Source organism: Cytobacillus sp. QJM3NY_8 (assembly GCF_056173585.1).
The window spans coordinates 2936580-2949653 of the sequence record NZ_CM149681.1; the positions used below are offsets into that span (position 1 = coordinate 2936580).

The 13074-nt window shown below is 39.8% G+C and carries 14 protein-coding genes and 1 pseudogene; 4 read left to right on the forward strand and 11 right to left on the reverse strand.

Going from position 1 to position 13074, the window contains the following annotated elements; translation table 11 throughout:
• Nucleotides 1-34: 34 nt before the first annotated feature.
• The 9 genes and pseudogenes from AC0VZ9_RS15245 to AC0VZ9_RS15285 form a co-directional block, all read right to left on the reverse strand.
• Entirely contained in the window at nucleotides 35-1561 is a 1527-nt protein-coding gene (locus AC0VZ9_RS15245; protein WP_475396401.1) for a spore germination protein, read from the reverse strand.
• A gap of 232 nt (nucleotides 1562-1793) precedes the next feature.
• On the reverse strand, nucleotides 1794-1943 hold the full coding sequence (gene rpmG / locus AC0VZ9_RS15250; protein ID WP_192908702.1) for a 50S ribosomal protein L33: 150 nt from the start codon (nucleotides 1941-1943) through the stop codon (nucleotides 1794-1796).
• A 23-nt stretch (nucleotides 1944-1966) separates the two neighbouring features.
• Entirely contained in the window at nucleotides 1967-3133 is a 1167-nt protein-coding gene (locus AC0VZ9_RS15255) for an FAD/NAD(P)-binding protein (RefSeq protein WP_192908703.1), read from the reverse strand.
• A 146-nt stretch (nucleotides 3134-3279) separates the two neighbouring features.
• Entirely contained in the window at nucleotides 3280-3558 is a 279-nt protein-coding gene (locus tag AC0VZ9_RS15260) for a hypothetical protein (RefSeq protein WP_475396402.1), read from the reverse strand.
• A 35-nt stretch (nucleotides 3559-3593) separates the two neighbouring features.
• Nucleotides 3594-3844, reverse strand: a pseudogene (locus AC0VZ9_RS15265) (type B 50S ribosomal protein L31).
• A 23-nt stretch (nucleotides 3845-3867) separates the two neighbouring features.
• The gene (gene rpsN, locus AC0VZ9_RS15270) at nucleotides 3868-4137 is read right to left on the reverse strand and encodes a 30S ribosomal protein S14 (RefSeq protein ID WP_019383405.1); all 270 of its coding nucleotides are present in this window, start codon (nucleotides 4135-4137) and stop codon (nucleotides 3868-3870) included.
• Nucleotides 4138-4304: 167 nt separating this feature from the next.
• Complete coding sequence (locus AC0VZ9_RS15275) at nucleotides 4305-5906, reverse strand: ABC transporter permease (RefSeq protein ID WP_009334166.1); 1602 nt, start codon at nucleotides 5904-5906, stop codon at nucleotides 4305-4307.
• Nucleotides 5906-6808, reverse strand: coding sequence for an ABC transporter ATP-binding protein (locus AC0VZ9_RS15280; RefSeq protein ID WP_009334165.1), 903 nt, complete (start codon nucleotides 6806-6808; stop codon nucleotides 5906-5908). Before AC0VZ9_RS15280 ends, AC0VZ9_RS15275 begins: the two co-directional genes overlap by 1 nt.
• Before the next feature lie 2 nt (nucleotides 6809-6810).
• Nucleotides 6811-7413, reverse strand: a complete 603-nt coding sequence (locus AC0VZ9_RS15285; protein WP_019383404.1) for a TetR/AcrR family transcriptional regulator — start codon at nucleotides 7411-7413, stop codon at nucleotides 6811-6813.
• Between the two features lie 163 nt (nucleotides 7414-7576).
• Between AC0VZ9_RS15285 and AC0VZ9_RS15290 the strand changes: the two genes are divergently transcribed.
• Complete coding sequence (locus AC0VZ9_RS15290) at nucleotides 7577-7699, forward strand: hypothetical protein (protein ID WP_284521911.1); 123 nt, start codon at nucleotides 7577-7579, stop codon at nucleotides 7697-7699.
• Between the two features lie 421 nt (nucleotides 7700-8120).
• Here the strand turns inward: AC0VZ9_RS15290 and AC0VZ9_RS15295 are convergent, their stop codons facing one another.
• Entirely contained in the window at nucleotides 8121-8669 is a 549-nt protein-coding gene (locus AC0VZ9_RS15295) for a DUF3231 family protein (RefSeq protein ID WP_009334163.1), read from the reverse strand.
• Between the two features lie 387 nt (nucleotides 8670-9056).
• Here AC0VZ9_RS15295 and AC0VZ9_RS15300 point away from each other — a divergent pair, with 387 nt between their 5' ends.
• From AC0VZ9_RS15300 to AC0VZ9_RS15310, 3 genes are all read left to right on the forward strand, one after another.
• The gene (locus AC0VZ9_RS15300) at nucleotides 9057-9377 is read left to right on the forward strand and encodes a DUF2383 domain-containing protein (protein WP_284521910.1); all 321 of its coding nucleotides are present in this window, start codon (nucleotides 9057-9059) and stop codon (nucleotides 9375-9377) included.
• A gap of 559 nt (nucleotides 9378-9936) precedes the next feature.
• A complete protein-coding gene (locus AC0VZ9_RS15305) occupies nucleotides 9937-11055 on the forward strand; it encodes a YibE/F family protein (RefSeq protein WP_448896990.1) in 1119 nt (372 codons plus the stop codon).
• Entirely contained in the window at nucleotides 11052-11828 is a 777-nt protein-coding gene (locus AC0VZ9_RS15310; RefSeq protein ID WP_448896991.1) for a YibE/F family protein, read from the forward strand. The genes AC0VZ9_RS15305 and AC0VZ9_RS15310 overlap by 4 nt, the downstream gene beginning before the upstream one ends.
• A 75-nt stretch (nucleotides 11829-11903) precedes the next feature.
• Here the strand turns inward: AC0VZ9_RS15310 and AC0VZ9_RS15315 are convergent, their stop codons facing one another.
• Complete coding sequence (locus tag AC0VZ9_RS15315) at nucleotides 11904-12923, reverse strand: DUF3231 family protein (protein ID WP_252244961.1); 1020 nt, start codon at nucleotides 12921-12923, stop codon at nucleotides 11904-11906.
• Between the last annotated feature and the right edge of the window lie 151 nt (nucleotides 12924-13074).

Consider the following 13074-nt stretch of genomic DNA (forward strand, 5'->3'; position numbering starts at 1 on the left):
ACTAGCCTCCTTTATCGGAACATATTTACACCAATTAATCTTCTATATCTGTTTTGGATTTCTCGTGCTTTTTGGGCTGAAAACGAGTTCGTACAGGAGATCTGACCTGCAATGGCCGCTTCGTTTGCATGAAAAACGGGAGGCGGAAGAGTGAATCCCTTAAGTCAGCCAGCCGTAATGGATAGACGGGTGCAAGATATGGGCGTCCCAGAGAAGACATTTTAAGTAAATGGCTCAAAATGTATGAGAAACAAAAGGTAACTCCCAGAAGTCCCCATAACTGGGCAGTGATTAAGAAAGGAAAGCGGATTAAGCGGATAGTATTGCCCATTTGATAGACAGGCGTTGTAAAAGAAGCCAGGGCTGCAAGCGCCACGATGATCAGCAGCACATTACTGGTCAGACCAGCCTGTACAGCAGCAGTCCCGATTACAATACCGCCTACGATACCAATCGTCTGACCGATTTTTGTCGGCAGCCTTGCCCCAGCCTCACGCAATAGCTCAATGGTCAATTCCAGAATAATCGCTTCCAATATCGGCGGGAACGGGATGCCGCTTCTTGAAGCTATGAGCGGATTAAGCAGGTTTTCCGGAATCATTTCGTAATGATACGTGAGCACGGCAACATAAAGAGATGTCGACAAAACGGAAAAGAATACCGCAAACAAGCGGACCAGCCGAAAAATGGAGGCAATATGCCAGGATAGATAGTAATCTTCAAATGCAGAAAAAAACTCTACCAGAGTTGTAGGACCTGTTAATGCATGCGGTGAGCCATCAACAAGAATCGTTATTTTCCCTTCAGAGAGCACACTCGCTACCCGGTCCGGCCTTTCCGTATCAATTAATTGAGGAAAGGGAGACTTATGATTATCAGATATGATCTGGTTAATAAAAGAGCTGTCCACAATTTGATCAAATTGAATATCATTCAGGCGCTGCAGGATCGTATTCAAATTTTCTTCGTCAGTAACTCCTTTAATATAAAGAACAGCCACCCTAGTTTTTGTCAGGCTTCCAATCTTTACTTCTTCCACGATGAGATCAGGAATAGGCAGCCTCTTCCTGACCAGATTGATATTGGCATCAATTGATTCGACAAAAGCTTCCTTAGGCCCCACAACACTGTACTCTACTTCAGGCATACTGACGGGTCTCTTCTCAAGCGATACAGCAGAAATAACCAGAGCCTCCTGCAGTGAACCTTTTACTTCAATAACAATACAGCCTGTCAGCAATTTATCCCTTATTTCATGAACATTATCTATAATTTCAGTATTATCAATGGGAATAGCCTGCTGAAGATCAAAAAGGGTATTGCTCTTATTTTCATTGATATAAGGCAAGACATATTGATGCAAAATATTAATTTCTACAATTGTCTGGTAATAATGAATATAAAATGGGCTGGATTCTGAATATCTATAGGAAACAAAATCTGTTGATTCTTTACAGCGATGAAGGAGTTCATCAATCCGCAATTCATGCTCACTATTTTCATTCTTCTTTTGTTTATTGTCCCTATTAAACCTTTTTAATTTTGATTTAAAAAAACCCACCGTGCACTCCTCCAAAACTTAACAAATCGTAGTTTTAGTATGTGCGGGCGGGTTTTTATTATTCTATTTCAATATGTTAGCTCAATTTTTACTTTTAGCGCTTTGAAAATCAATTATCCCATTTAATAAAGATTTACAATTCGTTTTTTAAAGGTGCCTACAAGCCTTAAACCTTTAGACTTTCTGCAGCTATTATGCTGACAAATAGTCCTTAAAGTATTACATTTGACCGTTACTTCGTTTCACGGTGCAATGTATGCTTCTTTAAACGGGGAGAATATTTCATTAATTCGATCCGGCCAGGATGGTTCCGCTTATTTTTTGTTGTAATGTAATTCCTGTCCCCTGACTCTGTACAAGCTAATGTAATCTTTTCTCTCATATTAATTTCCTCCTATTAACTTCTTAAATGCTTTGAACAATTCTTTCAGCCGCCTGACGCGCGCCTGAAATATTTCGGGCAATCGGCCCAATCTCCAGTTCTGCAAGAGGCCCTGTTACATATAGATGCCGGCACCATTCAAGGGATTGACTCACAATCGGGTATCCGCATTTTGCACATGGAAGGCCAAACGTTTCAATGGCTTTCTCAAGCCATCTTCCGCCAGGCCTGGATGGCCTGAACCCGGTTGCAAAAACAATTGACTGCACCTTGACTTCCTGTGTGTCCACTGAAAGAATCAGTTCCTTGTTTTCTCCTTGCTTCACGGAAGTAACCTCTCCGTCTGCCACCTTGATCGTTTGTTCATTTTCAAGCTTCCTAAGCTTGTGAAATAACTCTGAGGGCAGCGATCCCCGGTTTCTTGCCTTTTTAATAACTTCTCTGCGTTCGGAATAATCGGTGATTCGCTGGTAGCTTTTTTGATATTTAGGTCCCAGCCAGCCCGGATCACTGTCAAAATCACAAACCTTAAAGGGATGCCTTTTTATTAAAGTGACTTGACCTGAATAGAGTGCCGAAAGCTTGATGACTGTATGGGCGGCTGTAATGCCTCCTCCAATGACAGCAACAGGCATCCTCAATTTTGAAAAATCTGCAGAATCATCAAAGATGTGAAACATCCCATGCCATTCTTGCTTAATAGAATCTGCCCATTCGGGTACATGCAGCTGATCGTTTATGCTTAATGCGAGTACGACTCTTTTTGCCTTTAGACGTTCTTCTCCGGCTGTATTTACAATCCAATAATTGTCCTCCCTATCGAGACCATTTACATATCCCTGATGCCAGCTGGCCCCTAATCCAAGATCATGGAGAAGAGTCTGACTGTGCTCATTAAACATTTCCAGGGATGGTCTTTTATAGACCCCATAGAACTCACTTTTCTTCCATTGGTGCTTTGCTGCGTAGCTTCTTAAGCTGAATGGATCGACATCAAGGTGATGTACAAAAGGTGAGCGCAGAAACTTCATGCCAATCCGATCCGTACTTGTAGTCCACTTAAATAATGGCCTTACATGTGGATCAATAATGCGCAGCTTATCAGTTGATACCTTATTATTTTTTACTAAGAAGGCTGCAATGGTACTGCCCTGAATGCCGCCTCCTACAACGATCCAATCATAGACCATATGAGCCTCCTGATGCAGGTTTTAATACGAAATCATTACGATTTAAAGAATAAATTTTTTTACGACTTACTTTCGTTTAAGGAGAAATAAAAATATTTAACTTTATTTCTTTTCTTTCTTGCCCGGATACTGTCTGTTAATTCGACTCATGTGACATGTTGCAATTTATTTTCAAGCTGCCTGTTAATTTTGTCTTCAATTTCATGCATGGTCATCATCAGCTGTCCAAATGAAAGGTTAAAATGTGCTGCCGCCTGCCTATGAGCTGAATGCTTCACAAGAAGAGCCATAAATTCTTCAGAAGTCGAAGCCTTTTGAGCCAGCTCTTCTTCCAGACCAACGACAAATTCATAAATCTCTTTTTGCTCAGGAGGTAGTGACTTTACAATCTCTCTTGAGACCATTTCCATAAGATGTGAATTCATATCTTTCACCTCATCTCGCCAAGTGGAGAAACAATTTACTTGCTCTTCATGTTATATCTCTTCATAAATCGTTCAGCACGTCCGCCGCGATCCGTGAACTTCTGAACTCCAGTATAAAACGGATGTGTATCTGAGCTTACTTCAACTTTAATCAATGGGTATGTGTTTTCATCTTCCCACTCGATTGTTTCATTTGCAGTCTTTGTTGATCCTGTCAAAAATTTAAAGCCGCTGTTCATATCCATGAATACTACTTTATGATATTCCGATGAATATTTACCTTCATTTTCATTACCTCCGCATTTTATTTTACCAGCTGGATTTCTTTACTCCCGGAACTTGCCCTTTGTGCGCATATTCCCGGAAAGCAATTCGGGACATTTTAAATTTGCGAAGATATCCCCGCGGTCTGCCCGTAACCTGGCAGCGGTTTTTCAGCCGTGTCGGTGATGAGTCTCTTGGCAGTTTCCTTAGAGCCTCATAATCCCCTTTTTCTTTTAGTTCCTTTCGTAATTCTGCATACTTTAATACAAGCTCCTGCCGTTTGATTTCCTTTGCTATCTTAGATTTTTTTGCCAAGGTATGTCACTCCTTTCTGATGAAAATCGTAATTATTACGATTTGAATATTGTTATTTAATCACAAAAATTTTGATATTGCAACACATGTAACTTCAGATTACCCTTTGGACTGTTATTAGTATGAATAAAAAACGCAATCCCCATATAGATTGCGTTTCTTAATTTTTATTGCTCGATATCCCTCTTATTAAACCCTATAAACCCCGCTAACGCCAGTCCCCCAGCAATTAAACACAATAGAAGCAGCGGAATAATTGAGAATTCCTCAATCGGTGCCTGCGGAACATGGCCAAAAGGAGAAATACTGCCGATCCAGTCAGAGAATTGAAATAAACCTCCTAAATACAGCACAATAAATGAATATAAAACATATAGCCAAATAAAACCCGTGAATTTTGGCAGAAATCCAATCAGAAAGACGGCCAGGCTAATCATGACCAGCATTGCTGGATAATAAGATAATGCTGCCCCAAAGATCATTCCAAAGGATAAACCGCCTTCAACCACAGCAGTCCCGGCAGACCATAATCCGAGTGCTGCCAGCGATATCATGAAAAATCCATTAATGACAGATATAACGAAATAACTCCCTAACAGTTTTGTCCGTGAAACGGCTCTGCTCAAAAGATGAACAATTCGTTCCTTTTTCTCTTCACCTCGAAGTTTATTCATGGCCATCACTGGAGGAATAGTTGCCATCAGTGAGATGACAATCATCAGCATTGGAATGAATTGTTCTACTAATGTTACCCCCTCTGTTGGCTTAAGGAGCTGCTTCATGGCTTCATTATCTGAGAAAAATGATTCCAGATCCCCTAATACTGAACCGTAAGAAGCCCCCAGCACAAACATGCCTATTGCCCATGAAATGATTCCGGTCCGCTGCAACCTTAACGCAAGGCCGATTGGACTCTGCAAAAAAAGGGATGCATATTTTTTTCCCGGCCTGGATGGCAAAAATCCGCGATCAAGATCCCGAATAGCGTTCAAATAATTCGCGATGGCAAAAAGAACCATGGCGGCAGCAATCATTAAGACAATAGGCCACCAATTATTAGAATCATAGACTTCTGCTTTGGTTACCCATGCAAGCGGCGAAAGCCAGGATAATGATTCATTGCTGATATCTGTGATTGCCCTAAAAAGATAAGAAATAAGAAGCACGGCTATCGAATAGCCGATTGTTCCCCGTGAACTATCTGAAGCCTGAGCAAATACAGCTGTTACACCTGCGAAAAATAGACCCGCCGCCCCTAATGCAGCACCATAAAGCAATGACCCTTCCAGATTCATGCTTTCAATTCCCAGGGCATAAAGGCCGAATCCATTAATCAAAGCCAATCCGATGCAAGCTGCCGATACTACAAGCAATGATGCATTTAAATAGGATAGACGCCCTACAGGCAGCGAACGGAGCAATTCCAGCCGCCCATCCTCTTCATCAGCCCTGGTATGCCGGGCAACCAGCAGGATGCTCATTAAACCGGTCACAGCAGCTGTCATTAAAAGCATTTGATGGGCTGTCATGACACCAATCGTATAGTTGCTTAAATCCGCGGGGCCAGTCATGGCAGTCATCGCCGGGTTGGCCATTGTTTGTGCCATAGCATCCCTTTCCTGCTGAGAATTGTATAATCCCTTAAAGGCTGCTGGAACGATTATCGTAAAAAAGGTTAGTGCCAGCACCCATATTGGGATACGCAAACGGTCCAGCCTGAATATAAATTTTGAAAGGAAAGCGGTTTTTGCTAAATGATTGCCTGCCATCAGCGGACACCTCCTGTATCCTTTTCCCCTTCATAATGACGCATAAATAAATCCTCTAATGTTGGCGGGGCACTTTCCAGCCTGATGATGCCAAATTGACTTATATGCCTGATGACTGCATCCATTTGCATCGTATCAACCTGAAACGACATCCCATGTTCACTTTCCTGAATGTCATGAATGCCTGGCATATCAAGTAATCCTGTAATCGGCATGCTTGTGTCAACGAGGACTTGTGTCCGTGTAAGGTGGCGAAGCTCATTTAAGGTTCCCGACTCAATAATCCTGCCTTGACGGATAATGCTTACCCGGTCGCACAGCTTTTCTACCTCTGATAAAATATGGCTGGACAGGAGAACACTCTTTCCTTGTCTCTTAACTTCCATCACACATTCCTGAAAAACCTTTTCCATCAATGGATCCAGGCCTGATGTCGGCTCATCCAGAATGAACAGGTCTGCATCAGAGGAAAAGGCCGCAACCAGAGCAACTTTTTGCCTGTTTCCTTTAGAGTAGGTTCTGCACTTTTTGGATGGATCCAAATCAAATTTCTCTATTAACTCCTCACGTTTCGCCTTATTCGCAGTGCCATTTAATTTTATAAATAAATCAATGACCTCTCCCCCTGTTAAGTTCGGCCAAAGATTCACGTCACCAGGCACATATGCCACCCTCTTATGAATGTCGACAGCATCCTGCCAGGCGTCCTTGTTAAAAAGCTTTACTTCTCCGCCTGTTGCCTTTAGTATCCCCAATAAAACCCGAATGGTGGTGGATTTTCCTGCCCCATTTGGGCCGATGAACCCCAGTATCTCACCTGCATTTAACTCGAGATTTACCCCATTCAGTGCCGTAAACTTGCCGAATTTTTTTGTTAGGTTGGTTACTTTTAAAAGGCTCATGGTCATTCCTCCCCATTTTTATAAAAACAGCGCTTTAGAATTTCCTTATAACTGTCCCATTCGTTAATCAGCTCGATACCGATATCCTCAAATGACTTGATTTTCGTGATTTGCAGCTCCGCGAAACCAGTCATTGTCCAATTAAGGATATTTATCGCCTGTTCAGGTTCTATATCCTCCCGTAGCTTTGACCAGTCGATGTTTTCGTAGATTCTTTTCATGCCATCTTTTTGAATGTTTGCCAGCAGTTGATTTATATCAGATTTTACTTCCTGAGCATCTTCTTCAAGCAGGGATTTTAAGAAATCAAATACTAGGGGATACTTCTTTTGAATGTTTAATTTAATGAACCCTACCTGGCTGATTCTTTCAAAAATGTCCCTTTCATTCATATCTATTTCAACATAGATTTGTTCAATGATGTTTATTGCATTCTGAATCAAAAAGAAATACAAATCCTTTTTATTGCTGAAATAGTTGAACAATGAGCCTTTGCTTATTTGTGCATCCTTTACTATTTCATTTGTAGATGCCTTCTCAAAGCCGCTCTTTACAAATTCCTTCATGGCTGCATTGATGATTCGTTCCTGTTTTTCGCTTTTCAAGCTGTAAAAAGTAGTATTAATTATATTCCACTCCTTTCACCAAAATGACCAAAGTGGTCATTTTTAACATAACAAAAAATGACCATATTGGTCAATGTTTTTTTCATATAATAAATTCTTCATTTAACGTTTTATCTAATGATACAGGGGGGATACATTTTATATGGAGGTGATAGAGGTGACTTTGCTTTTCTATAAAGCAATGGAGGCATTCAAGAAGGACGCAGAAAGGCAGAAACAAGAGAACCAGCAAACTGAAAGCTGCAATTTGAAGAAAAAGAATTAACACATGGCTCAGCAGTCATACTCTGTCATCCTTTATGGATGATTTTTTTTGAAGTTTGAATCCATAAATGAATGCGAGAAATATGACTTGATCCAAATATTCATTGACGCTGCAGGTCAGTAAATCAAATTCTGATATGACTTAAAGAGAATTCAATGGTGCTTTGTCTCAATGCTTCTATTCATTTTGATGTTTCAGACCTTTGTTAACGCTCAGGTATAGTTATAATTTCCACCGATACAGAACGCAGAAAATACCGGAGTATGCAAGGACGAAAGGTAAAACCCCCTTCATTCCGGTTTTTCCTGTGCAATCCTTTAAACACACCATTTTAGTGATGGCATTGTTTTCAGGATGAACCGAAATTACCATCAAATAATAAAAAAAATCGCAGTCCTTTTATTTATGGGATGCTCATATATCAGTTCCTAGGAGACCCTGGCGGATAATAGTAAGGAGGAACCTTAATCCAGCTTCTTTTCCTCATTAAATCCTTTAATGAGGCACCAAATTTCATTTTCTCCAGCATGCAGTGGGTAAACAGCGAACTTACATCATTTCTTATAGACTGAGCGGCTGCTGTCGAACAATGAACAATGGCAGCCACAGTTTTAATGCTTAAGCCGTTCATAATTTCATCATCCGTCAGTTTAGTTCCCAAAGGAACTGAATTAGGCTCTGAATCCGGTCGTTCTTCACTCGTTGGAGGCAAATGGATCCCTTCTTTTTTCATAAAGTCTTTAAATCTCTGTCCTTGAACATCACATTGCTTCAAGCTTTCTTTCAGGATTTTGACCACATCATCATCTGTTGTCGTATTCAAGCCTGTCTGAATATATACACTTGCTTCATCCATGATTGTGAGGTAAAGCCAGCAGCTCATGACTTCCCCTACGTGAAGAGGGCTTTTTGGTTCATTATCTAAATTTACCTGTAAATAATCTTTTATTGTTTCGATTATAGTAGTCATTATGTACCTCCAATTGAGTAATATCAGCTTGAAGATAAGCCTCTTAAAGCCATGGTTTAGGTAGTGTATTATTGTTTGACTCAACCACTTTTTAGTATTTTCACTTATTTAAGATCAGCTAGCCTTTTAACAGCACGGAGAATCCACGCTGTTACATTTACTGAAGGCAACGAAACTCGATGACTGCAGGAAGAGATGTTGATTACGAGGATAATTTGCCCTGGATTATTAGGGTTTATGCTGAAGTCTGGTTTAAATCTTGAATAGTTGCTTATGCATTGTTACCAATCTCCATAAAAGCTCGGGTTTCCAAAAGTTGCATGAAACTATTTTTTTCCGTTTAAACTACAATCAGCTGAGCCTATAAAATAAAAGGGATTGATTTTGATGGAAGAACAGAAAGTTACAAAACCCTTAAATAAGTTACTGCAGGGTCAATATATGGGAATACATTCTTATGAAGAATTTATTAAAAACCTTGATGACGCTTCCCCGCTTCGCTCTAGATTCATTATGATCCAAAAGGATCTAAAGCATCATGCAGAGCTGCTATCAGAACGAATTCAGGAGCTGCACGGAACACCGGCTACCAGCGAAGGAGTTATTGGCAAAATTGAACAATTCATCAGTCAGATATTCGATCACCCACAAGGTGAAAAGGATATCTTAAAGCATGCCATTAAAGGAGAAAATCTTTACGGAATTTAAATGACGGAGAAGTTAGTCCGGGATAAGCTGGATGAAAAAAGCATGAGTCTTGTTCATCAAATATTAGATAAGCAAAGAGAGCATGTGGATTATTTAAAATCTGAATTGCACTGATGCATGATATAGAATAAGCACGATGCAAGTTGTAGATGAAACAATTTTTCGTGTCTTTCTGCAAACCCTTCAACTGTTCGCGTTTTTACCTGTCATCATGTTAAAATCACATCCTTTGCAGTTCTCATATTAGTTAAATTGTTCGATCTATGGATCTCACTGACCAGTGATCCCTTGATATTCCTCATAATTTTGTAATTAAAAATGCCTGCCAAGTGTTAAACCTGGCAGGCATTTCTCTTTGACCTTATCTGCAGCCATTGATGCTTACAGACCAAAACAATTAGACATTGCACACACACTTTGATAAGCTTGACTATCTGAAAAAATTACTGTTATTCTATTTTCGTTGAAGCAGGCAGCTGCATGGCATCATTATGGATTTTCAGCGGGAAAACCGCTCATTTATACTAAAATTTGTCTTTATTTCCTCTGGAGGTTAATTTTGAAAAACATCCCACTCAAAAAATTCTATTTATATATCATATTGGCATTTTGCATTGCTGCCTCCGTTCTATTTGTTCAAAACAATGACTCATTCTATGAACGAACCATCGCTGAAGTTAAAGCGGTTAAAACTCATCAAGCTGAAGAAGTAACGGATATTTACAATAATGAAGACCGCATTTATGAACAGCAGATAGTGGCAGAAATAACGAATGGCGAAGAAAAAGGGCAGCAAATCCACTTATCAAATCAGTTTTCTAAATCCAAAGCATACGATTATGAAATTCAGACAGGACAAAAGTTATTTGTGTCCATAAAGGAAAAAAAAGCAGGTGCTGCAGAACTAAGCGGAGATATCCTAGATCTGAAGCGCGACCATTACATACTCTTGACAGGATGGATCTTTATCCTGATACTGCTCTTTGTCGGAAAAAAACAAGGTCTCTTTTCCATAATCAGCCTGGCAGTTAATGCCGTGCTGCTTTCCTATGCATTGGATGTATATCTGAAAAATCCGGAAATAAGCCTGCTGCTGATCTGCAGTGTGGCAGTCATTTTATTTACCGTTACCTCCCTTCTGCTCGTAAATGGCTTCAACGAAAAAACATATGCTGCGATTATTGCAACGCTAGCGGCTACATTCTTATCATTATTGGTCACTTATCTGGTCATATGGTTAACTGGCGGGAAGGGGCTAAGATACGAAGAGCTCCAGTTTATAACCAGGCCCTATCAGATGGTTTTCTTAGCCGGTTTATTTATCGGCTCGTTGGGGGCGGTTATGGATGTAGCCATTACCATGTCATCTTCACTGTTTAGCTTGTATGAAAAAAATAACAGCATTCCAGTGCAGGCTCTTAAACGCTCTGGAATGGAAGTAGGCAAAGACATTATGGGCACCATGACGAATATCTTGTTTTTCGCCTATATCAGCGGCTCCATTCCGATGCTTATTCTGTATATAAAAAATGACTCCCCGCTCGGATTCAGCCTATCCATGAACCTTTCACTGGAATTAGCCCGGGCACTTGCCGGAGGAATTGGGATTGTAATCACGATTCCGATTGGGTTGTATACGACGATATACTTCATTAATAGAAAGAGGGCCCAAAGATGAACGCCATCCTATTGCTGTCAGCCATATTATTTATTCTGATGACCCTTATCGGCGGAAAAAAAGGAGCAAGATCATTTTTTGCGATCTTCCTCAACTTCGGTGTGATTATTTTCGTCCTCTTCTTTATGAACGATCCAAACATCAATCCAATTATCGTTACATTATTCGCATGTGCACTAATTGGCTGTATCAATCTATTTTTTATAAATGAAGTGAACATTAAAACGATAACCGCATTTCTGTCTTCGATCATTACTACAGTAGTTCTCATTGTGTTCATTGTCATCATTGCAGATAAGGCAAATATTCAGGGATTTGGTGAAGAGGAAATAGAAGAATTGAGCATATTTTCCCTTTATATTGGGGTTGATTTTGTTAAAGTGGCTGCATCTGTCATCATCATGAGTACAATCGGCGCCATAACAGATGCTGCCATGGCCATCTCTTCGCCAATGAGGGAAATTCATTATCATCATCCGGACATTAGCAGAAAAGACTTGTTCCAAGCTGGCATCAGCATCGGTAAGGATATTCTCGGAACAAGCACCAACACATTATTTTTCGCCTTCTTTGGCGGATATTTAGCACTTCTGATATGGTTTAAAGACCTATCCTATTCACCAGGTGAAATTATCAATTCAAAGATTTTCAGCGGTGAGATGATTACGATCTTCTGTGCAGGAATTGGTGTTACGATGGTCATTCCAGTCACTTCGTGGATTACTGCAATGTATTTAGTGAAAAGAGGAAATACATCCGATAACACTGAATAGCTTTGAAAACACTGCTGCAGCCTTTTAAGGCTGCAGTAAAATAAATGATTCATACTTATTTCTATTGCTTATACATTATTGCTTTTTATGTATCAGCATCTTTCTATTAGTTACAAGCGGAGGCTGTTCCAGCCATTTTTCCTTTACCACGATATCAAAGGTATCCTTTGCATAAAGCATGACTTCTGCAATAATTTTACTGTATTGAGATGTTAGATCAGTTCTCATGGACACTGACATGGCATGTGAAATTAAGCTAATGTCTACGGAATTTAAAACATTGATCATTGAAAAAATAAGTTTGTCTGAAAAAGGTGCCACCATGGATTCTGTTACTTCCATTCCGACGGTCACGGTTCCAAGAAGCTCTTCTTCCATTAATAAGTTATTGAAAAAGGATATCTGTTTTTCGCTGAGCGTTTTTCCTTTCAAAATATGTTTTTTCCGTTCTTTGTCTTTTACTACTTGAGCAAACGCAAGCATGATGAGAACTGAAAAATAATTCCGCTCGATGTTAAAAAATATTTCCGATAATTCTATTGCATTCAAGGGACGTTTTGCACCTATAATTCCCGACAGAAATGAATCCTTTTGAACAAATTCAATTTCTTTGGGATAGTTCATTTTTGGCGGGCGATCATAAATACCCTTACCCAGCATTTTCTTGACTGCTTTGCCAAACATTTCTGTAGAGGTATGTATACACTCTGTAAAAAAATCCAGTACATCCAGCCGAACATTATTTGAAGCAGTATAGCTGAAGTTAATCATTCCCAATCGATTCATCATATAAATATAGCTTAAGGTGAACACATCATTGAATAATGGAGGGGCTGACAAATTGACATCCCCTTCGGAAAAGGCAGCCGGTACCGGAAAATTTTCTGAGAGAAAAATTTTTTTGATCTTATCTATTCTTCCTTGCGAAATTTGCAATGACTCTTTTGCTAATGGAATGATTTCCTCATCTTGAAGGTGGTGTAAAAAATACTGGAGAAAACAGGAACCCATGCTTTCTTGTAAATAAACCCCCCAAAGGCCTCCAATTTCTGTGCAAGTCAGTTCAATATTTACCTTCTTATTCCCGTATTCCACAAATGAACCCCCCACCATGTTTTAGTAGGTTTATTATTCCAAAAAGATTAACAAAAAAATCTATCTTTTCATGAAGTAATATATTCCATAGTTAAACAAAACCAATCCCTTTGCATGAAAAAACAAGCTGCTAATTTGCAGCTTGTTCTAT